Source organism: Maritalea sp. YIW29, from assembly GCF_057219265.1.
In genome coordinates this window covers 1,051,611-1,072,662 of sequence record NZ_JBXVVF010000002.1, presented here as the reverse complement: position 1 = coordinate 1,072,662, position 21,052 = coordinate 1,051,611, and the positions used below count along the sequence as shown (strand labels likewise).

Annotated in this window: 26 protein-coding genes; 18 read left to right on the top strand and 8 right to left on the bottom strand. The window is 49.6% G+C overall.

Annotation, left to right across the window (positions count from 1 at the left end):
* Nucleotides 1-58: 58 nt before the first annotated feature.
* Nucleotides 59-991, bottom strand: a complete 933-nt coding sequence (locus AC2D8L_RS14540) for a phytanoyl-CoA dioxygenase family protein (RefSeq protein WP_484686195.1) — start codon at nt 989-991, stop codon at nt 59-61.
* Between the two features lie 112 nt (nt 992-1,103).
* Between AC2D8L_RS14540 and AC2D8L_RS14535 the strand changes: the two genes are divergently transcribed.
* Entirely contained in the window at nt 1,104-1,964 is an 861-nt protein-coding gene (locus tag AC2D8L_RS14535) for a helix-turn-helix domain-containing protein (protein WP_484686194.1), read from the top strand.
* Here AC2D8L_RS14535 and AC2D8L_RS14530 read toward each other — a convergent pair.
* Both AC2D8L_RS14530 and AC2D8L_RS14525 read right to left on the bottom strand, forming a co-directional pair.
* Nucleotides 1,961-2,353 carry a cell division protein ZapA gene (locus tag AC2D8L_RS14530; RefSeq protein ID WP_484686193.1) on the bottom strand — a complete coding sequence of 131 codons (393 nt, stop codon included), beginning with the start codon at nt 2,351-2,353 and terminating at the stop codon, nt 1,961-1,963. The two genes, AC2D8L_RS14535 and AC2D8L_RS14530, sit on opposite strands and share 4 nt — an antisense overlap.
* Before the next feature lie 6 nt (nt 2,354-2,359).
* The gene (locus AC2D8L_RS14525) at nt 2,360-2,650 is read right to left on the bottom strand and encodes a DUF4164 family protein (protein ID WP_484686192.1); all 291 of its coding nucleotides are present in this window, start codon (nt 2,648-2,650) and stop codon (nt 2,360-2,362) included.
* A gap of 232 nt (nt 2,651-2,882) precedes the next feature.
* Between AC2D8L_RS14525 and tkt the strand changes: the two genes are divergently transcribed.
* The 4 genes from tkt (at nt 2,883) to AC2D8L_RS14505 (ending at nt 7,555) form a co-directional block, all read left to right on the top strand.
* Complete coding sequence (tkt, locus tag AC2D8L_RS14520) at nt 2,883-4,862, top strand: transketolase (protein ID WP_484686191.1); 1,980 nt, start codon at nt 2,883-2,885, stop codon at nt 4,860-4,862.
* A gap of 82 nt (nt 4,863-4,944) precedes the next feature.
* A complete protein-coding gene (gene gap / locus AC2D8L_RS14515; RefSeq protein ID WP_484686190.1) occupies nt 4,945-5,952 on the top strand; it encodes a type I glyceraldehyde-3-phosphate dehydrogenase in 1,008 nt (335 codons plus the stop codon).
* A 63-nt stretch (nt 5,953-6,015) separates the two neighbouring features.
* The gene (locus AC2D8L_RS14510; RefSeq protein ID WP_484686189.1) at nt 6,016-6,336 is read left to right on the top strand and encodes a hypothetical protein; all 321 of its coding nucleotides are present in this window, start codon (nt 6,016-6,018) and stop codon (nt 6,334-6,336) included.
* 19 nt (nt 6,337-6,355) lie between these two features.
* Nucleotides 6,356-7,555 (top strand): phosphoglycerate kinase, encoded by a 1,200-nt coding sequence (locus AC2D8L_RS14505; protein WP_484686188.1) that lies wholly within the window; start codon nt 6,356-6,358, stop codon nt 7,553-7,555.
* On the opposite strand, the gene AC2D8L_RS14500 is transcribed toward AC2D8L_RS14505, so the two are convergent.
* Complete coding sequence (locus tag AC2D8L_RS14500) at nt 7,545-8,087, bottom strand: winged helix-turn-helix transcriptional regulator (RefSeq protein ID WP_484686187.1); 543 nt, start codon at nt 8,085-8,087, stop codon at nt 7,545-7,547. The genes AC2D8L_RS14505 and AC2D8L_RS14500 overlap by 11 nt on opposite strands.
* A gap of 40 nt (nt 8,088-8,127) precedes the next feature.
* On the opposite strand from AC2D8L_RS14500, the gene AC2D8L_RS14495 reads away from it, so the two are divergent.
* Complete coding sequence (locus AC2D8L_RS14495; RefSeq protein ID WP_484686186.1) at nt 8,128-8,496, top strand: VOC family protein; 369 nt, start codon at nt 8,128-8,130, stop codon at nt 8,494-8,496.
* A gap of 60 nt (nt 8,497-8,556) precedes the next feature.
* Here the strand turns inward: AC2D8L_RS14495 and AC2D8L_RS14490 are convergent, their stop codons facing one another.
* A complete protein-coding gene (locus AC2D8L_RS14490) occupies nt 8,557-8,769 on the bottom strand; it encodes a tautomerase family protein (protein ID WP_484686185.1) in 213 nt (70 codons plus the stop codon).
* A 1-nt stretch (nt 8,770) separates the two neighbouring features.
* A complete protein-coding gene (locus AC2D8L_RS14485) occupies nt 8,771-9,193 on the bottom strand; it encodes a nuclear transport factor 2 family protein (RefSeq protein WP_484686184.1) in 423 nt (140 codons plus the stop codon).
* Nucleotides 9,194-9,418: 225 nt separating this feature from the next.
* On the opposite strand from AC2D8L_RS14485, the gene AC2D8L_RS14480 reads away from it, so the two are divergent.
* From AC2D8L_RS14480 to AC2D8L_RS14450, 7 genes are all read left to right on the top strand, one after another.
* Complete coding sequence (locus AC2D8L_RS14480) at nt 9,419-9,763, top strand: winged helix-turn-helix transcriptional regulator (RefSeq protein WP_484686183.1); 345 nt, start codon at nt 9,419-9,421, stop codon at nt 9,761-9,763.
* A 104-nt stretch (nt 9,764-9,867) separates the two neighbouring features.
* A complete protein-coding gene (locus tag AC2D8L_RS14475; protein WP_484686182.1) occupies nt 9,868-10,854 on the top strand; it encodes an NAD(P)-dependent alcohol dehydrogenase in 987 nt (328 codons plus the stop codon).
* 161 nt (nt 10,855-11,015) lie between these two features.
* A complete protein-coding gene (locus tag AC2D8L_RS14470; protein WP_484686181.1) occupies nt 11,016-11,462 on the top strand; it encodes a hypothetical protein in 447 nt (148 codons plus the stop codon).
* Between the two features lie 2 nt (nt 11,463-11,464).
* Nucleotides 11,465-11,692, top strand: a complete 228-nt coding sequence (locus AC2D8L_RS14465) for a helix-turn-helix transcriptional regulator (RefSeq protein ID WP_484686180.1) — start codon at nt 11,465-11,467, stop codon at nt 11,690-11,692.
* Nucleotides 11,693-11,776: 84 nt separating this feature from the next.
* Nucleotides 11,777-12,427: a class I SAM-dependent methyltransferase gene (locus AC2D8L_RS14460; protein WP_484686179.1), complete on the top strand. Its 651-nt coding sequence runs from the start codon at nt 11,777-11,779 to the stop codon at nt 12,425-12,427.
* 10 nt (nt 12,428-12,437) lie between these two features.
* Nucleotides 12,438-13,445, top strand: coding sequence for an NAD(P)-dependent alcohol dehydrogenase (locus tag AC2D8L_RS14455; RefSeq protein ID WP_484686178.1), 1,008 nt, complete (start codon nt 12,438-12,440; stop codon nt 13,443-13,445).
* On the top strand, nt 13,442-14,170 hold the full coding sequence (locus AC2D8L_RS14450; protein WP_484686177.1) for a DUF4386 domain-containing protein: 729 nt from the start codon (nt 13,442-13,444) through the stop codon (nt 14,168-14,170). The genes AC2D8L_RS14455 and AC2D8L_RS14450 overlap by 4 nt, the downstream gene beginning before the upstream one ends.
* A 36-nt stretch (nt 14,171-14,206) precedes the next feature.
* On the opposite strand, the gene AC2D8L_RS14445 is transcribed toward AC2D8L_RS14450, so the two are convergent.
* The gene (locus AC2D8L_RS14445; RefSeq protein ID WP_484686176.1) at nt 14,207-15,163 is read right to left on the bottom strand and encodes an NAD(P)-dependent alcohol dehydrogenase; all 957 of its coding nucleotides are present in this window, start codon (nt 15,161-15,163) and stop codon (nt 14,207-14,209) included.
* 345 nt (nt 15,164-15,508) lie between these two features.
* Here AC2D8L_RS14445 and fba point away from each other — a divergent pair, with 345 nt between their 5' ends.
* The 5 genes from fba to AC2D8L_RS14420 all read left to right on the top strand — a co-directional run bounded on the left by fba (nt 15,509) and on the right by AC2D8L_RS14420 (nt 19,911).
* A complete protein-coding gene (gene fba, locus AC2D8L_RS14440) occupies nt 15,509-16,576 on the top strand; it encodes a class II fructose-bisphosphate aldolase (protein ID WP_484686175.1) in 1,068 nt (355 codons plus the stop codon).
* Nucleotides 16,577-16,747: 171 nt separating this feature from the next.
* Nucleotides 16,748-17,332, top strand: coding sequence for a thiamine phosphate synthase (locus AC2D8L_RS14435; protein ID WP_484686174.1), 585 nt, complete (start codon nt 16,748-16,750; stop codon nt 17,330-17,332).
* Between the two features lie 4 nt (nt 17,333-17,336).
* On the top strand, nt 17,337-18,338 hold the full coding sequence (locus AC2D8L_RS14430) for a tetratricopeptide repeat protein (protein ID WP_484686173.1): 1,002 nt from the start codon (nt 17,337-17,339) through the stop codon (nt 18,336-18,338).
* 147 nt (nt 18,339-18,485) lie between these two features.
* Nucleotides 18,486-19,049 carry an elongation factor P gene (gene efp, locus AC2D8L_RS14425; protein ID WP_484686172.1) on the top strand — a complete coding sequence of 188 codons (564 nt, stop codon included), beginning with the start codon at nt 18,486-18,488 and terminating at the stop codon, nt 19,047-19,049.
* Between the two features lie 70 nt (nt 19,050-19,119).
* Nucleotides 19,120-19,911, top strand: coding sequence for an inositol monophosphatase family protein (locus AC2D8L_RS14420; protein WP_484686171.1), 792 nt, complete (start codon nt 19,120-19,122; stop codon nt 19,909-19,911).
* 114 nt (nt 19,912-20,025) lie between these two features.
* Here AC2D8L_RS14420 and yghU read toward each other — a convergent pair whose 3' ends face one another.
* Nucleotides 20,026-20,865 (bottom strand): glutathione-dependent disulfide-bond oxidoreductase, encoded by an 840-nt coding sequence (gene yghU / locus AC2D8L_RS14415; protein ID WP_484686170.1) that lies wholly within the window; start codon nt 20,863-20,865, stop codon nt 20,026-20,028.
* Between the last annotated feature and the right edge of the window lie 187 nt (nt 20,866-21,052).

The window sequence follows — 21,052 nt, the reverse complement described above, 5'->3', positions numbered from 1 at the left end:
ACAAAGTACCACGCGGCGTTGAGCCCGCCGCGTGGTACAATTCAGGCCAAGTATTGGCCTACCAGCGCCGTAAGCCCAGCAGCTTTTCGCCATGTTCAGTTAGAACGGCTTGCTTGGCGTTTTTCTTTTCCCATTCGCGGGGATCTCCCGGGAAAGCATCGCGCTTGGGACTATCTTGTTCGCGCCACAAACGAATGCGTTCTTCGCGCTCTTCAACATTGTCGTAGTCCGCTGGATACATGGAGATATATTGCGCCATGCGCACTTTATCGTCGGAATGGTTGGGGCGCACGCCATGGGCCAGAAGTGCGTTAAAGATCAGCAAATCGCCGGGTTCCAGATCGATATTTTCAATGTCGATGCCGCCCATATCAGGGTGCTTCGGGTCACGATCTGCAGGTTGAGTTTTCTTCCATTCGTCAAAATGCTCAAACAAGTAGGGCACACATTGGAACCCGCCTGTTTCGCTATCTTGTTTCTTGAGGCTCAAAACGGCTTGCACGCTAATGGGCAACGGGTCGAGTGAGGTATCAACGTCCCAATGGATAAATCCGTTTGGGTTGCCTTTGACTTTTTTCGGCGGATTTAGATTGGCCCGGTCAATGGCGACCCAAAGGTCTTCCCGATCCCAAATGTCGACAAAGACATCATAGACCCGTTTTTCCATCCGGTTATCCCAAAGATATTGGTGATTATAAATCTCCAGCATGCCCGCATTATTGAGCTCTTTCATTTTGTGTTCACGGCGCTGGGGCGCGTACCAAGTTGAAGGATCGTTAGGGTCTTTCTCGTCAAATGCCCACAACAGTTCAACCAACCGCTCAACATTGCTTGCGGGCACGACTTGGCGCACAATCACATAGCCTTTGGTGGTCCAATGTTCCCAATCCTCTTGAGACAAAACCCGAAGATCCAACTTCTTTTGGATTTTGTGCAGCGGCACGTCGCCTGCATAGGTCGCGTGGCTATCATTTACATCAGCTTCTTGCATCATCACCCTCCTCATTTCTTACCCATAGAGTATGCGGCGAGACTAAAAGATGTTGTGCAATTCCGGCAAATTCTGATACTATTCTCGCGTTCATTGCTAGAAAAAACAAAATATGCAACCAGTATTAGAGCATGTACCCCGGCAAGCCGGCAGTTCAATTTACAAGCTTAATCGACGATTAGAGCATGGCATTCCCTTTGTTTGGCATCATCATCCAGAGCTTGAACTGACCCTCACGCTCAATTGCAGCGGCCAACGGTTCATTGGCGACAGCGCAGAAGATTTCAAAGATGGCGACTTGGTGCTGGTCGGCGCTAACTTGCCCCATAGCTGGGTCGCCAAAGACAGAATTGATCCAGAACGTCCGTTTACGGCCCTTGTGATCTGGTTCGAAAAACATTGGCTCGAGCAAATTGCCGCCTCCAGTCCCGAACTGCGGCCCATCTTGAAATTTGCCGACAAGATGCAAAATGGCATTCAGTTTTCATCCGAAACCAGCAAGAAAGTGCGACCAATTTTTGAACGTGTTTTCGCTCAGTCGCCGCAAACCGCGATGCTTGGCTTCTTAGAAATCATGCTGATCTTAAGCGAAGATCATGACATGCAAACCCTGGCGACAAGTCAGGTGTTCAATCACGGGCCCAATTCCAGCGCCCAGTTGGATCGGGTGCTCAACCATATTCACACTCATTACAACCAGCCCTTGCGAATGAGTGAATTGGCAAACATTGCGGCGCTCAGCTTATCTGGGTTGGATCGGCTGTTTCAAAAACACACGAAAACAACCATCAGCGACTATTTGATCAATTTGCGGATTGGGGACGCGAGCGCGCAATTGGCCACGAGCAACGCGCCTATACAAACCATAGCCCATAATGTGGGTTACAATTCGCTCGCTAACTTTAATCGGCATTTCAAAAGACTAAGAAACGTAGCGCCGCGCCAATATCGCCGGCGGTTTAGCGTGCGCTAGTCTGCGTCCGAAGATGTTTTGTTTGATTGAGTTGCATTGGCCAGTTGGGCAACGAGCAATTCAACCCGTTCCGAGACCATCACAATTTGCTTGGCAAAATCTTCTTCCAGCGCGTCGCGTTCTTCAACCAGCTTGTTTGATTTCAAGGCGAGTTGATCCAGCGCGTTCTTCGCATGCATCAGTTCTTTTTGCGCGGCGGACAGATCATCCATTACGGTAAGCGCGGCCATAACCGTCAGGCGGGTGTCGCCCGCTTCACCAAATTCGCCCTTTAGGCCTTCTACGTAATTAGAAAACCGGGTCGCGAGGTCAGTGACGTGACCTTCTTGCCCATCTTCACAGGCCATCCGATATTTTCGACCGTCAATTTCAACGTTGATTTCTGCCATGATGGTCTATCCGGCCTCATTTTCGCCGTTCAACGCAAGCTGAACTTTTTCCATTGCGCCCATTATACGCACAGAAACCTGCTTGGCCGACGATTCGATTTCGCTGGCGCGAGAGCTTGTTTTTTCCAACTCATCAGCCAATCGCGTACGCTCTTTGGCCAAATGTTGTACTTTGACTTCCAAATCTTGAGCGGCACCCAATTGCTGCCTTGTATCGCGCAATTGTAGTTCCAAACGGTCAAGCGCGTCGTCCAAACGTGCGTTAGCGCTTTGCAAATCGTACTTTTTTTCACCCATAAAATCAGCCAGACGTCCCTCTTTGCGCAGGCTCCCCCAACGCCAACTTCATTTTGATTCTCTGTTATATATGCAGATAACCTGATCCGTTACCCCAATTGCAACCAGCAAGTCATAATAAATTTGGCGAAAATGAGGGAATTGACTCAAAAACCGGACCTGATATGACATCGCCAGCAATTGTCGCCAATAAATCCGAAATATCGGGTCAATCAAATCGGGCAGGACTTTGATGAACGATCAAGCCAAAACCAGCGCAATGGCCAATGCTATTCGCGCTTTGACTATGGACGCAGTGCAAAAAGCAAATATTGGACATCCGGGCATGCCAATGGGTGCCGCAGATATTGCCACCGTGCTTTTCACAAAAATCATGAAATTTGATCCAAAGGCGCCAAATTGGCCAGACCGGGATCGTTTCATCCTGTCAGCCGGTCACGGCTCCATGTTGCTTTATTCCGCGCTGCACTTGCTCGGCTATGAAGACATGTCGATGGACGACATCAAAAATTTCCGCCAATTGGGCGCAAAAACCGCTGGCCACCCAGAATATGGCCACGCTTCCGGCATCGAAACAACCACAGGCCCACTTGGCCAAGGCATCGCCAACGCTGTTGGTATGGCCATGGCTGAAGCAAAGCTTGCGGCCGATTACGGTTCTGACCTTGTTGACCACTATACCTACGCCATTGCAGGCGACGGTTGTTTGATGGAAGGCATTAGCCAAGAAGCGATTGCTTTGGCGGGTCACTTAAAGCTGAACAAATTGATCGTGATTTGGGACGACAACGATATCACCATCGATGGCGCGGTTTCACTATCGGACAGCACAGACCAACATGCGCGTTTCCGCGCTTCTGGCTGGAACACACTAAGTGTTGATGGTCACGACCAAGACGCGATCGAAGCTATTTTGCTTGAAGCACAAAAAAGCGACAAGCCAACGCTAATCGCGGCAAAAACTGTCATCGGTTTTGGTGCTCCAACAAAAGCGGGCACTTCAGCCGCTCACGGCGCGCCGCTTGGCGAAGAAGAAATCACGGGCGCACGCAAAGCACTTGGCTGGACCCATGGTCCATTTGAATTGCCTGACGATGTTGTTGATGCATGGCGCTTGGCTGGTCTGCGCTCAACCAAGCACCGCACTGCTTGGGAAGAACGCCTTGAAGCTAAAGGCAAAGAGTTCAAAGGCGAATTCGACCGCCGCGAAAGTGGCGCATTGCCAACAGGTTTCAAAAAAGCCGTGGCGGACTTTAAGCGCGAAATCGCTGAAGAGAAGCCAAAATGGGCAACACGCGTTGCTTCGCAAAAAGCATTGAACGTCATCAATGGCGTCGCACCAGAAATGTTCGGCGGCTCTGCTGACCTAACAGGTTCAAACAACACAAAATCTGGCGAGCAAGTTGCTTTTACCGCAGATGATCGTTCTGGTTCGTATGTTTATTACGGCATTCGTGAGCACGGTATGGCAGCGGCGATGAACGGTATCGCGTTGCACGGTGGCCTTGCACCATATGGCGGTACATTCATGGTCTTTACCGACTATTGCCGCCCTGCGATCCGCTTGTCAGCGCTGATGGGGATCCGCACAACTTATGTGATGACCCACGATTCTATCGGCTTGGGCGAAGATGGCCCAACCCACCAGCCCGTTGAACATTTGGCAGCGTTGCGTGCCATTCCAAACCTCAACGTATTCCGCCCAGCGGACGCGACAGAGACTTTGGAATGTTGGGAACTTTCGCTCAACCAAAAGAAAACGCCTTCAATTCTAGCATTGACCCGTCAAGGTGTGCCTGCATTGCGCACAAGCTATGACGAGGAAAACCGCTCTGCAAAGGGTGCATACACGCTTTATGGCGACAATGATGCTGAAGTTGTTTTGTTTGCTTCTGGTTCAGAAGTTGGCGTTGCGATGGACGCGGCTAAAGCGCTTGAAAAAGACAAGCACAGTGTTCGTGTTGTTTCTGTTCCATGTATGGAATTGTTTGAAGGCCAAGACGCCTCATATCGCAAAGAAGTTATTGGTGACGCGAAGTCTTACGTGGCAGTAGAAGCTGGCATTGAGATGGGTTGGCAAAAATATATTGGCCAAACTGGCAAATTTGTCGGCATGTCCACATTCGGCGCTTCTGCTCCGGGTGCTCAATTGTTCGAGCACTTTGGGATTACGGCGAAAGTCGTGGTTGAAGCCGCTAAGTCTCAACTTTAAAGTCTCGACTTAAAGTTAGAAAAAAATTCGAGGGGGCATTTACGCCCCTTCTTCAATTCCTCTCACCCCTTGGAGATGATAAATGGCAGTACGGGTAGCAATTAACGGTTTTGGTCGCATTGGCCGCAATATCTTGCGCGCAATTGTTGAATCAGGCCGCACCGACATTGAAGTTGTGGCAATCAACGATCTTGGTCCAGTTGAAACAAACGCACATTTGATCCGCTATGACAGCGTGCACGGCAAATTCCCGGGCACAGTAACCGTTGACGGCGACACAATCGACGTTGGCCGTGGCCCAATGAAAGTTTTTGCGATCCGCGATCCAAAAGAATTGCCTTGGGGCGAATTGGATATCGACATTGCAATGGAATGTACCGGCATTTTCACCGCCCGTGATAAAGCTCAGTTCCATTTGGACGCTGGCGCGAAACGCGTATTGATTTCTGCACCGGGTGCAAATGCAGACATCACCACTGTTTATGGCGTGAACCACGAAGATATCACCGCTGAGCATAAAGTGATTTCAAACGCTTCATGCACAACAAACTGCCTTGCACCATTGGCTAAAGTGCTGCACCGCGAAATCGGCATTGAGAAAGGTATGATGAACACCATTCACTCATACACAGGTGATCAGCCAACTTTGGACACAATGCACAAAGACTTGTACCGCGCTCGTGCTGCGGCAATGTCCATGATCCCAACATCAACCGGCGCTGCAAAAGCTGTTGGTCTTGTTCTGCCAGAACTTAATGGCAAGTTGGATGGCATGTCAGTTCGCGTGCCAACTCCAAATGTTTCTGTTGTGGATTTGAAATTTATCGCAACCCGCGACACAACAGTTGAAGAAGTAAACGCAGTTGTTAAAGCAGCGTCTGAAGGCGAACTAAAGGGCGTGCTTGACTACGATACAGAAGCGAAAGTTTCTATCGACTTCAACCATGACCCACATTCATCAAACTATGCTGTCGATCAAACCAAAGTCATGGGCGGCAACTTCGTTTCTGTCATGAGTTGGTATGACAATGAGTGGGGCTTCTCCAACCGTATGGCCGACGTGGCCGTGGTTGTTGGCAAAACTCTTTAGTGCACAACTTAGCTTGAATGTAATATAAGGGGTCCTAGCGGCCCCTTATTTTTGAGCGATATGATGAGTTACGAATTTTTGATCGGCTTCAGTGGCGCAATTGTTGGCGCGCTTGCCAGTTTTGGCGGCGTTTGGCTGAAACATTGGCTCGACACTGGACCAAACACTAAGCTGGATAGCCAGCGCAAAACGATCCTGATCCAGATGCTGTCCATTAAGGACGAGCCCTGGCGCGACTTGGACACTTTGAGTAAAGTTATTGGGGCCTCGCCAGAGGAAACCAAACGCCTGTTGTTTGAAGTTGGCGCGCGCGGATCAGAAACCAAAAAAGACGTTTGGGCGCTTATGCGCCATAAACCGTTGCGGACACGAAAACTAGATTAAACCAAAGCTGGGCTGAAAAATGAGCACCTTTAAAAAACTCGAAGACTTCGACTTTAACGGTAAACGTGTCTTGGTACGTGCCGACCTTAATGTGCCTGTTGCTAATGGCGAAGTGACCGACAATACGCGCATCGTGCGCCTCGGCCCAACCATGAGCCACATTATCGAGCAAGGCGGAACACCGATTTTGCTTTCTCACTTTGGTCGCCCATTGGGCAAAGTTGACCCAGACTTCTCGCTTCGATTTGTGGTCGACGCTGTTAAATCTGCCTTTGGCCAACCTGTGGAGTTCGTTGAGACCGATTGGACGGATGTCAGCGCGGCAAGCGCTAAAATCCAAAACGGCGCCAATGGCACCATCTACGTGATGGAAAACACGCGTTTCCATCCGGGCGAACTGCAAAACGATGCTGAATTGGCAGCGCGTATGGCAAGCCTTGGTGATATATATCTAAATGATGCATTCTCAGCTGCCCACCGTGCCCATGCCTCAACGGCCGCAATTGCAAAATTGCTGCCATCGGGTGCAGGGCGCGCCATGGAAACAGAATTGTCAGCCCTTGAAAAAGGGTTGGGCCAACCACAGCAGCCGGTGATTGCCATTGTCGGCGGTGCAAAAGTTTCAACGAAAATCGATCTACTTGAGAACTTGGTGACAAAGGTTGAAGCCTTAGTCATCGGTGGCGGCATGGCCAACACATTCTTGCACGCCCAAGGCATAAATATGGGCAAATCGCTTTGCGAAAAGGATTTGGCCGAAACCGCCCGTCGCATTTACGACAAAGCAGCTGACGCCAATTGTGCCATCATATTGCCCATCGATGGGGTGATCGCATGGCACTTCGAGGCCAACGCCCCCAACCGCACTTATGGTGTGGAGGCCATGGACCAAACTGGCATGATGCTTGATGTGGGTGACCACTCAATTGAGCGCATTAAAGGCGCAATTGACGAAGCCAAAACCCTGATCTGGAACGGACCGCTGGGCGCGTTTGAACTTGATCCGTTCGGCAAAGGCACAATGGACATCGCTCAATATGCCGCCAAACGCACCCAAAACGGCCAATTGGTCTCGGTTGCCGGTGGCGGTGACACAGTTGCAGCGCTTGCCAAAGCCAACGTGGTGAATGACTTCACTTATGTTTCAACCGCCGGCGGCGCGTTCCTTGAATGGATGGAAGGCAAACCATTGCCTGGCGTTGAAGCGATTAAGGGCTAAGCTCAAACCCAATGGCCTTGTTAATCGCAAGGCCTTGATTGGCGGCATGATAGATGGGGAACGGGTGACGGCCAGAGATTTCAATTTCTCTTTTAAGCCACGCCCTTTCCTCCAACCGCCCCAAAGATTGGGACAGCGCCCTGTCCGTAATCGAACCTAATCCGGATTTTAGAGTTGAAAAGCGCACTGGTTGTGCTGTGAGCGACAATATTGGCAATGACCAGTTTCGCCGCAATATTGAAAATTCATCGTCACTTGGCAACAAACCGACGAGCCTGCTCGCCATACTACCCGCAATCTTGCCTTGCTCGGTGAGCACAAATTCGGGGCGTAGTGGGTGCCCGTGGCCAACATTGCGCTTTACGAAACCCAATTCCATCAAATGCTCAAGGCTAGCGGCAAATGCTGTTCGGCCAGCAGGCACTTTTGACAACAGCACAGCCTGCCGTCCAGGCACCCCCTCATACAGCAATGCCAAAATATTAAGCGACCATGCCCGCGATGTAAGCTTGACAAGTTGATTTATGTCCATAAAGTATAGCTAACATATTTTTTAGCAAAAGGAAAGATTTATGTCCGTCGTTTCACTGGAAAACACCATCACGTTCGCCATTTCCGTCAAGGACCGCCATGCCAGCGCGAACTGGTATAAGGAAATGCTGGGATTTGAGCTGATTTATCATGCCGATGAGGCGGGATGGAGCGAATTATCGACAATGATTAAAGGCGTCACCCTTGGGCTAGGTGAACAAACCGAACCCACACCGGGCAATAGCGTACCCGTATTTGGCATTGCGGACATCGCCACGGCCCGCGCTGCACTTGAAAAGGCAGGGGTTAAATTCGATGGGGAAACGGACACCGTTGAAGGCATGGTCAGCACCGCCACATTTTATGACCCGGACAACAACGCCATGATGTTGGCACAAGATCTAACCTGATCCATCAGGCGTCGGTCTCAGTTAATAAGAATGCTCCGGGGATTTTCCCCGGAGCCAATGTTATTCACCCGCGGCCTTCATGGCCCGAAAAGCATCGGTTTGCAGCCCTGCAATACCCCAGTTTTTCAAACTGACCTCATCAATCACAACAAATGTGGTTTCCGGGTCTTTATTCAACACCTTCACCAGCAGGTCGGTGACGCCCTTAATCAGTTCCGCTTTTTGTTGGTCTGTGACACCTTCGTCCGTCACCTTGATATTGACATAGGGCATGCTAGCTCACCTTCTTAATGTGGAATATTTTCGCCATGATTTTCCATGCGCCATCGACGCGTACTAATGTGAGAAAATCAACAAAGTCAGTTTGGCCGATTGAACAGCGGGCCTGCACGAAGGCGGTATTGTCCCCTGCAAATTGAACATTATCGATCACGTCGGCACGGCGCTCACCGCGAGACGCAGGGGATTGGCGCGTGGCAATTACTTCAAAATACTCATCCATATTTCGATGCAGCAATGGGCTTTCATCGGCAGTTGCATAAATCGCCTTGGGGTGAAAGATCCGGCGGAAAACTTCTAAATCACAATGATACAAGCCATCAAAATAGGCATTGATGACGCTACAGACGTCATCAAATTTAAATTTCTCAGCGCCGACTAGCTCTTCACTCGCGCTTTGTTGTGCGGCGTTACGCATTTGACCACTCCATTTTCTAAATATTGATTGAAACATTTGCTTCAATTGCGCGCTCAAACTATCAACATGCTTTCTGTTGACAACTAGGTTTCCATAAGTAACCATACGAATTGGGTAACCACAGGGTTAGTTAGTTGGGTGATGTAGCTTGTGGGGGATGTTGCGTTTCATGTTTCCAATGGCATGACAAACTGCTCGACACAAAGATCAACTAGGCAGGCAGAGATGGCATTAAAAGTCACAAAGAACAAAAGCCCCAACCCTCCGGTTGGCTGTGCCCTTACCGAATGTATGGCGATGATTTCGGGTGCTTGGGCACCCAATGTCATCTGGCACTTGCGCGCAGGCCCACGCCGCTTCAACGAGTTGCGGGTAGATATTCCTCCAATTTCTGCAAAAGTGCTGTCGGCGCGGCTAAAAGAGTTGCAGACACGGGGTGTGATCAACCGCGAAGTGCAACCAACATCACCGCCCTCTGTTGAGTACAAACTCACCGATTTAGGCGCAGAATTGGTGCCAGCTATTGAGGCGATTGTGAATGTTGGGCACAAGTTAAAGGCAACGCTGTAGCCGCAGTTGCCCTTAAAAGTTCAATTTCTTCCCAAGAGCCCTATTTTACTTTTGGCGCATAATCCACATATTGCACATAAGAACAATTTAGGTGGATGGAAATTATGCGGGCATTCAGTTGCAACAAATACGGCAATGCGGATCAGCTTGAACTGGTTGATGTCCCCATTCCAAGCCCCAAACCCAATGAAATTCTGGTCAAGGTCAAGGTGGTATCTGTCAATAGCTGGGATTGGGAAATGCTCTCCGGCGTGCCGATCATCCGAATGATGGGGCCGTTTAGGCCGCCGCACCGTATCATGGGTGCTGATCTTTCAGGCGTGGTCGAAGCGATTGGCTCCGATGTGACCGACTTCAATGTCGGCGACCACGTGTTTGGTGATGTGTCAGACAGCGGTTGGGGCGGATTTGCAGAATTTGTGACAGGCAAGGCAGAACATTTCACCAAGAAACCCCAAGCCATCTCATTTGAAGAGGCCGCTACCCTGCCCCAAGCCGGGTTGCTGGGCTATCAAGGGGTGCGCAAATACGGCCAAGTTAAGCCAGGCGATAAGGTGTTGATCAATGGCGGAGGCGGTGGCGCGGGCATGTTTGCCATACAGCTCGCCAAACTGGATGGCGCTGATGTCACGGCGATTGACAGAGCCGACAAGCTGGAAAGCATGCGCCAGTTCGGTGCCGACCATGTTTTTGACTATCAGGAAACTGACTACACAAAGTTTGATCAAAAATTTGATGTGATCATTGATGCAGTCGCGCGCCGCAAACCCAAGCACTATCGCAAGGTTTTAGCCCCAAATGGCACATTCGTCATGATGGGCGGCAAACTCTCAACCATCTTGTTAGTCCTATTGGCGAGCCGCAAGAACAAGGATGGTGGGCAAAAGTTCAAGATCCTCGCTTGGAGCGTAAACAGCACCGACCTTAGTGCATTGGCTCAATTGGTGGTCGAGAAAAAAGTCATGGTCCATTGCGATAATTCCTATCCATTCGCCCAAATCCCCGATGCCGTGCAATATGTTGGTGATCATCACGCACATGGTAAAGTGATCATAAACCTCACCGAAAGTGGAGTTATTTCAAATGTTTAGCTGAAATGTTGGGCTGGAAACTTCGCCAACAACATCTTCGCCATGTCGTAAATTTATGTCATAGTGTAAAATATATTTGACATTATGGATGTTATTTCATACATAGTGTCTAACAAACACGACGATGTGTAACAAATTCACGACTAATACACGAGGTTAAAATGTCCTTCCAAGAACGAAATATTGTAACTTATCTAGTCACCGGCATCATTGTGATGGCGATCTATTCTTTGCACATGTATGACCAATACCAAGCTGGTATTTTTGATGGACCAGAAGCAGGTTCGGCCATCGGCTGGGCAACACTTAAAATGATTGCAGGCTCCATCATCGTAAACATTGTGGTCAGCATTCTCGTTGCGATCATAAGCAGCATAATCTCAAGAGAAGCCGCAATGGATACCGCAGACGAGCGCGACAAACAGATTGATCTTATTGGTATGAAGGTCGGTTTCATTGTCTTTTCAACCTTCTTCGTTGGTTCCATCATTTGGCTGGCGCTCGGCGCACCAATGGCTTATGTCCTGATCGCAAGTGTTTACGCCATGTTCATCGCAAGCATGGTCGAAGGCAGCACGCGGATAGTTCTTTATCGCAGAGGCTTTTAATCATGGCTAAGCCCAAAGGTACGCTCGAAAACAACATTCGTCGCTTGCGGTTTGACAATGACGAAATGAGCCAAAAAGCACTCGCCGAGGCTGTCGGCGTTTCCCGACAAACCATTGTCGCAATCGAGGCAGCCAAATACTCCCCTTCGCTGGAACTGGCGTTTCTAATAGCCAATGTTTTTGAAACGCCGTTGGAAGACGTGTTTAGCTACACACCGCCAGCGAAATAGAAATTGGGCGCAAGGTTCTGCGTCTTCCACAACAACCGAACATTCAATTCACTTGAAAACCTCAAGCCTGAAAGCGATATCGTTATGTCTAAATCAAACAAATTGACCAAGCGAAGTGCACATTTTTGGGATGGTCATGCCAAACAATATGACAAGGCCATTTCCGACCATGATCAACAATATGATCAACGGTTGGCCCAACTTCGCAGCTTGATCAAACCGACAGATAATATTTTGGACTTCGGTTGTGCCAGTGGCGAAATTGCATTGGATCTCGCCGCCAACGCAAAGTCTGTTGAAGGTATTGACGTCAGCAAAAAGATGATTGGCCTCGCGCAATCAAAAGCATCTGAACGTGGCATCAAGAATGTAAGCTTTATCGCAACGCAACTGTTTGATTCGCGGCTGGAACACGAAAGCTACGATGTGATCACCGCGCTTAACGTGATGCACCTTGTTGGAGACCGTGACGAAGTGATTTCACGGCTTAAAGCACTCTTAAAACCAGGTGGATTGCTCCTCCTCGAAATTCCATGCCTTGGCGAGTTCCCGTGGTGGAAAAAACACGCCATTCGCCTTTTCAGCGCCATCGGCCTCGCCCCCTTTATCGATGCCTACAATTTTGGAGAACCAGAAGCCGCCCTTAAAGCGCACGGCTTCAACATTGTTGGCGCAAAAAACACTCCCGAACAAGACAGCCGCGCATCAATTGCGGCACAAAAACCAAACAAATAGGAATATTGAAATGACAAATAAAACCATGAAAGCCCTTTACTATCAAAAGTTTGGCGGACCCGAAGTACTTCAAATTCGCGACGTGCCAATTCCTGAACCAAAGGACAATGAAGTTCTGATCAAAGTAGAGAGATCTCATTATTGCAATGGCGATCAGCTCGCACGTATTGGTGTGTCACCTTGGCCATTAATGCGCATTCCAGCCAGAATAATGATGGGCATTTTCTCTCCCAAACACCGCATTTTGGGTGGTGAATTTTCCGGCACGGTAGAACGGGTTGGCAGCGCTGTTTCAAAATATAAGGCCGGTGATCGGGTATTTGGATTTACCGACATGCAATTTGGTGCCCATGCAGAATTTGTCTGCTTGCCAGAAACCGCTCCAATCGCGATTTGCCCGGACGGCGTTTCATTTGAAGAGGCGGCTGCAATTGGTGGGTCAAATGCGCAAACAGCAACGCATTTTGTAAATGTCGCCAACATCCAACCTGGTGACGAAGTGCTGATCAACGGCGCGTCAGGCGGCATCGGTCGCGTAGCTTTGCAATTGGCAAAACATAAAGGCGCAACAGTTACTGGCACCTGTTCGTCTCAAAATAAAGAATTGGTTTTGGCGCTGGGCGCAGACGAAGTCATCGACTATCGCGAGACGGATTTTACAAGGCAGGACAAACAATATGACGCGATTATCGACTGCGCTGGGTTCTTACCATGGAGCAAGGTTGAGCCAGTTCTAAAACCCAAAGGCAAACACTTGCTGGCAATGTTTCATATTTCGCATTTGCTCCAGCAGCGCAAAACAAAAGGCAAAGGTGGCAAAGAGCAACTTTGTGTTTTGGCACCAAGTTCAGACGACAAACTGCAAAAGGTCGGGGAGCTTCTCGCTAGCGGTGCCCTCAAGCCCATTATTTCGAAGCGCTTTTCTATGGACCAAGTTGTTGAAGCCGCTAAACTCTATGAAACCAACACCCAAGCTGGTTGCATCGTGATTTCACCACAGGATTGGAACGCAAAATGACACAACACACAATCAACCCACGAACAATGACGATTGCTGCAGGTCTTTGTTTCATCGTCCTAATGATAACCGGTCCAATCGGTTTGCTCTATGTGCCCGAACAAATTCTTGTCGCCGGTGACCCAACTCAAACAGCACAGAATGTACGCGACAATCTATCCCTGTTTCGCTTGGGAATGGTGGCGCTGATCGTCATTATCGTCGCTGAAATTGTGCTGACGCCTTTATTGTATGTCTTGCTGAAATCAGCAAATCAATCCATCGCCATCATGGCCGCATTTGCACGGCTTGCGATGACGGTTGTTATGGCCGTGAACCTGATCCCCCTTTTGTCGATGGCGGAAGCCGCGAGTGGCGCACCCTATTTAGGAACATTTGCACCCGAACAATTGGACACATTGGTGTTGTTTTTCATGCAGACCCATATGTTTGGCACCATTGCGTGGCAGCTCTTGTTCGCCTTGCATTTGACCCTGTTGGGTTATCTGGTTCTCCGCTCAACTTATTTGCCACGCATCCTTGGAATTGCGATGCTAATCGGCGGATCAAGCTATGCATTCGATAGTTTTGGCCGCATGTATGATGTGTTGGATGTTCCCGCCTATGCGATGGTGACCAATGTTCTCTTAGGCATTGCAGCTATTGGCGAGGCTGGGCTTGGATTGTGGCTTCTTTTTAAAGGCGTCAATGTCCAAAAATGGCAGGTCAAGAATACCGCCGCTTAAACAAACAAAGCCCGCCGATATTTGGCGGGCTTTACATTAGCAAACGCGGATGGCGACTTTACCTTTTGCGCGGGACGTTTCAACATATTCCACTGCAATCGCTGTGTCTTGCAGTTCATATTGACGATCAATGACCGATCGGACCTTTCCGCTCCCCAGCATATCGCCAAGCACGGTCAAATCGGCGGTGGAAACCTTGGCGACATTGACGGTGGCTGATTTGGCCATCTCACTAAATAGCCAACGCGAAAACAGCCCAATCAGCAGCATGTTTTTAAGGTTGTAGCCAACCAAAACCCAAACGCTTTTCGGCGACATTACCTTTTTGATGTCCGTTATGGAACGGTTCGCGGCAACATCGATGATCACATCGTAGGTGTGGGACTCATCAGCGAAATTCACCTTTTTATAGTCGATGACCCGATCCGCACCCAGATCGCGAACCAATTGAACATTGGCCGTGCTGCAAATACCGGTTACCTCAGCGCCAAATGCCTTTGCGATTTGCACGGCATAGGTGCCCACACCGCCTGAAGCCCCATTGATCAGCACCTTCTGACCCTCTTTCACCTGCCCCCAGTCTCGAACGGCCTGCAGAGCGGTTATGCCGGCAATCCCGACGACGCCGGCTTCGGCAAATGAAATCTCTTTGGGTTTTTTGGCGATCTTATCAACATCTGCCACCGCATATTCAGCGTAGGAAGACGTGCCCAGATCGCCAAACACTTCATCACCGACTTTGAAGGCGGTGACATTGGCACCCACTTCTTCCACGACACCGGCAATATCGGCGCCCAACACCGGATTTTTGGGTTTAAACATCCCGCTTTCTGCAAGCCGAATGAAAAATGGACTGCCCCGCAACATATGCCAATCAGCCGGATTGACCGAACTGCCGATTACTTTGATCAACACCTGATCCGGCTTTGGCACGGGCCGTTCAATCATCTCCAGTTTCATCACTTCTGGACCGCCATACGTGCGACTTGTCATTGCTTTCATCAAATTGCTCAATTTGCTCAACCCATCCCATCAATTCTGATTGTGCAACTCGGCCGCCCAAATTACACAACTGCCCTGTGTGTTGGAAGTTGGATCAAAATGGAAAAATTCAAGCCCTTGAAATGGGCCCCTTCTTAACTAGCCTCAGACGCCAGACAGACAATCCCCAATTATGGTTAGCGCCGACAGAGAAGGATTAATACATATATTTCAAACTGTTAAAGCTACATATTGATACCAAAATAATACCAACATCACCCCAAAGTCTAACTCGACAATAATGAACTTAGGGGCCAGAAACCGGACAAAATCATATGCATTTTGGAGAAAATTCAAATGGCCCGCATCACCCTTCGTCAATTGCTAGACCATGCTGCAGAGCATAATTATGGCGTTCCTGCGTTCAACATCAACAATATGGAACAAGCGTTGGCGATTGCTGAAGCTGCGGACAAGACTGACAGTCCAGTGATCATTCAAGCATCACGCGGCGCACGTTCATATGCACACGATGTTATGTTAAAGCGCATGATGGATGCGGTGATTGAAATTTACCCACACATCCCAGTTTGTATTCACCTTGACCATGGCAATGGCCCAGCAACATGCATGACGGCCATCCAAAGCGGCTTCACTTCGGTAATGATGGACGGCTCCTTGGAAGAAGATGGCAAAACACCTGCTGACTGGGATTACAATGTTGGGGTTACCCAAACAGTGACCAACACGGCCCACCTTGGTGGTATATCAGTTGAAGGTGAACTCGGCGTATTGGGTAGTCTTGAAACAGGCATGGGCGACTTGGAAGACGGACATGGTGCTGAAGGCAAGCTTTCAACCGAACAGCTTTTGACTGACCCGGAAGAAGCGGTGAAGTTCGTTCAAGAAACAAAAGTTGATGCCCTCGCCATTGCCATGGGCACATCCCACGGCGCTTACAAATTTACTCGCCAGCCAGACGGCGAAATTTTGGCCATGCACGTGATCGAAGAAATTCACCGCCGGTTGCCCGGCACCCATTTGGTAATGCACGGCTCTTCATCTGTGCCCCAAGAGTTGCAAGACATCATCAATCAGTTTGGTGGCGATATGCCTCAAACTTGGGGCGTACCGGTTGAAGAAATCCAGCGCGGCATCAAAAATGGTGTGCGCAAAATCAACATCGACACCGACAACCGCATGGCGATGACTGGCCAAATCCGCCGCATCTTGCAAGAAAATCCTGGTGAGTTCGATCCGCGCAAATATCTAAAACCTGCCCGTGAAGCTATGACCAAACTTTGTGTTGAACGTCTAGAGCAATTCAACACAGCTGGCCAAGCCGCAAAAATTGGCAAAATCATCCCACTGGCAGACATGGCAAACCGCTATGCCGCTGGTCATCTTGATCCGCAAATGGGCTAAACGACAACTAAGCTCTTGAAATTTTTACGGCGTGCGGGCAAGTCAATTGACAAGTCCTGCACGCCGTTTTCGTTTATCTATTGCAAAAACTTGCACATAACCTATTTTCTGCCCAAATTGCAGGCAATTAGAGATAGCCGATATTTTTAGGCATCAAATTCAAAGGTTCATATGCGCGCTCAACTCTTTCTCATTACCCCGCCCGATATCGGCGTTGATTTTGCTTCAACGTTGCAAGATGCGCTTGCGGGCAATGAAGTCGCCGCATTGTTGATCCAGCGCGGGGAGCGTGAGGACAAGGATTACCTTGAAATCGCCAAGGCGCTTATTCCCATCGTGCAAAACGCAAACTGCGCGGCCCTATTGGACAATATGCCAGAGGCCGTTCGCAAACTAGGTGCCGACGGCGTTCATATGACCGGCGCGCCAGATACCATTCTGAAAGCTGTTAAAAACCTTGTGCCCAATTCAATTGTTGGCGCAGGCGGCATCCACACCAAACATGATGCGATGACCAAGGGAGAACTTGGCACAGACTATGTTTTCTTTGGGCATCTTTCGACGAGCAAAACAGAAGACGAATTCAATTCCGAACAATTGGCTGAATGGTGGGCTGAAACGTTTGAAGTACCCGCAGTGGGCTTTAATGCGGAAAATGCCGGTTTGGATGTGGCATTTGAATTCCGCGCTTTGCGCGAACATATTTGGGCAGACGAAAACCCAAATGCAGCGATTGCAGCTTTGGGTGCAGAATAGTCCAATGGGTAAAAAAGCGAGCAACATCAGTTTAATCAAACTTGCACTGCTCAGCGCTGTGCTCGTGGTTGCACCTTCACAAATTGGCCTTTCCCAAACTGCGGCCAGTGCAAACCAAGCAGAACAAGCCACCGATATTGCTCGATCTGTTTTGGGGCCCCGCCAACAAATCGACGAAGCCTATGGCGCGTTTCAACGCGGCGCTTACCTTACCGCCCTTTCACTTGCCCTGCCCCGTGCACAAAATGACGATGCAACCGCGCAAACGCTTATCGCAGAACTGTATGCAAATGGATTGGGCGTTGGCTTAAACCACGCACGTGCGTCTTCCTGGTATGCACTAGCGGATAAAAATGGCGATCTAAACGCGACATTCCAATTGGCATTGCTTTACCAACAAGGTTTGGGCGTTCCTAAAAACCGCGAGAAGGCGGCTGCACTGACGAAAAAAGCTGCAGATGGGGGCATTGTCGCGGCAAAATACAATCTCGCGCAATTGCATGTCGAAGGCCGATATGTCGAACCTGACCTAAGCAAGGCCGCGCAATTATATAAAGAAGCGGCGGACGCCAACATTTCAGACGCCCAATATGATTATGGCAACATCCTAATCGCCGGGGCTGGGGTGCAACCCAATCTGAATGAAGGTGTATTCTATATTGGCCAAGCCGCCGCCAACGGAAACATTGCCGCCATGGTGGAATATGCGACGTTTCTGATGCAAGGCCAAGGCGTTCCAAAAAACTTCGAACTGGCCACCATTTGGTATCAAAAAGCCGCAGAATCGGGCAATCCAGTTGGGCAAGCACGGTTTGGGCGTTCACTGGCATTGGGCACAGGTGTTGAAAAAGACCTCGTTGAAGCGGCCAAATGGCGCGCACTTGCTCGAAGCCAAGGGCTTGTTGATGAAGCGCTAAATCAAATGCTGCTGGAATTGAGTGAAAGCGACTTGCAAAAGGCCGAAGATCTGGCGCGCGCGTGGGCAAACACGGCGCCAACAAATTAAGCAAAACCAGAAATAGCACTGACGGCAAAGCCCCAATAGCCTTGCGTTAAAGCCAATATTGAGGCAAAAGGCACCCCAACAGCAATTGACTAGGCGCTTGATCAAGACCCACGATCACGACGAGCGCAATCCGGAAAGACCCTAAAGATGAAACTGAATGGCAACGAAATTCGCCCCGGCAACGTTATCCTGCACAAAAACAGCCTTTGGGTTGCCGTGAAAACACAAAGCGTTAAGCCAGGCAAAGGCGGCGCATTTGCTCAGATCGAGCTTAAAGACATCGTGTCCGGCACCAAGCTTAACGAGCGTTTTCGCGCCACTGAAACGGTCGAGCGCGTTCAGCTTGAGCAAAAGGAATATCAATTCCTATATGCCCAAGGCGATGAGCTGGTGTTCATGGATATGGAAAGCTACGAGCAGCTTGAACTGCAAACTGACTTTGTTGGCGACCGCGCCTCCTTTTTGCAAGACGGCATGATGATCGAAGTTGAAAGCTACGAAGGCAAACCATTGGGCGTAAAAATTCCCCAATTCGTAACATTGGAAGTCAAAGAAACAGAGCCTGTTGTAAAAGGCCAAACCGCCGCAAATTCATTCAAGCCTGCCGTGCTTGAAAATGGCGTAAAAGTTATGGTGCCGCCATTTGTTGGCGAAGGCGAGAAGATCGTTGTCGACACCACCGAAGTTACCTATTCAAAACGCGCAGACTAGGGTCTGGGCCCTACGGATTTAGACCCTGCGGGTCGAGACCCAAACCGCACCAAATTAAGGCTAAAACGTCATGGCACAATCTGCCCTTTTGACCATCATGACCGCAACAGCCCGCAAGGCTGCCCGTTCGCTCAAACGCGATTTCGGTGAAATTGAAAACTTGCAAGTCGCGCGCAAAGGCCCCGCAGATTTTGTTTCTGCTGCCGATCAACGCGCTGAAGACGTCATTTATGAAGAACTTCACCGTTCGCGTCCAACTTACAGCTTCCTGATGGAAGAACGCGGCGCGATCGAAGGTACTGACGGCCAGCACCGCTGGATTGTTGACCCGCTCGACGGTACGACAAACTTCTTGCACTCTATCCCCATGTTCGCGGTTTCAATCGGCTTGGAACGCAACGGGGTGATGATCGCTGGCGTAACATATAACCCGATCACCGAAGAACTTTTCTCGGCTGAACGCGGTTCTGGCGCTTACGTCAACAACCGCCGATTGCGCGTTGCAGGCCGCACGCACCTAGCCGATTGTGTTGCTGTAACCGGCATCAAACACACAGGCCGCACGGCTGAAGACACCAAAACAATCACCCAAGTGGCCAAAATTAACCCGTCAGTTGCAGGAATTCGCCGCACGGGTTCTGCCGCGCTCGACATGGCTTATGTCGCCGCTGGTCGCTTTGACTTGATGTGGGAAACCGGCTTGAAGCCATGGGATATTGCTGTTGGCATGCTCATGATCCGCGAAGCTGGCGGCACCGCCACGGACGTAAACGGCAAAGAACTGACACCGGAAAGCGGGTCTGTCTTAATCGGCAACGAAAAAGTACACGCCAAATTGCTCAAAGCGCTAAAAGCTGTATAGCGCAATTAATTTTGCCAAAAAGATTAAAGCCTCGACATTTCGTCGAGGCTTTTTTGTTTGTGCGAAAATTCAACTAGAATTGCGCGAGCGCGGTTGCGGGCTAATTCCCCCCAACTATTTGAGATCTAGATTATCAAAGTCGCTCGCGTCATGGCGTTCGGCAAGTTGTTCACTTTCCTCGCCCCAAGTGCGATTAACCGCCCTGCCGCGTTTAAATGCAGGTCGATCAAAAATTTCGTTCGCCCAGCGGTTTAAATTTTTGTAACTCTTCGTATCCAAAAACTCAGCGGCATCATAGGTGAGGCCTTTGGCCAAAGCCCCATACCACGGCGCAGTGGCAATATCCGCGATTGTATAGTCATTGCCCGACAGGTAGCGCCGATCTGCCAAGTTTCGATCCAAAACGTCAAGTTGACGTTTGGCTTCCATGGCAAATCGATTGATCGGATATTCGAACTTTTCCGGTGCATAAGCATAGAAATGGCCGAACCCACCACCAAGATAAGGCGCTGAGCCTTGAAGCCAGAACAACCAATTTAGAGCCTCCGTGCGGGCAGCCAAATCTTTAGGCAGCAACGCGTCGAACTTTTCAGCCAAATAGAGCAAGATGGCGCCACTTTCAAAAACGCGAGACCCATTTGTCGTATCAACCAATGCGGGGATTTTCGAGTTTGGATTTATGTCAACAAAACCGCTGCCAAATTGATCGCCGTCCTGAATACTGATCAACCACGCATCATATTCTGCGCCGCTATGGCCGAGAGCCAATAGCTCTTCCAACATGACCGTGACTTTCACGCCATTTGGTGTCGCCAACGAATAAAGTTGCAGCGGGTGCTTGCCGGTCTGCAGCGCTTTTTCATGGGTCGGACCAGCAATCGGCCGATTTGTACTTGCAAATCTGCCGCCATTTTCGGCATCCCATTTCCATACCTTTGGTGGTGTATATGTCATCAATTTTCCTTTTCGAAGTATGGAGCCCAAACTTTGTCATCGCTCCCGAACGGTCACGACTAACTCACCTGCACTTTGGTCCAACGGAGCATCGCAATGCAACACAAGAATAATTGATGTTATTCCAATTATGGATTGCTTGAAAAACTGGGGAGAGCGACAGGTAAGCATCCGCGCGAACTAATCA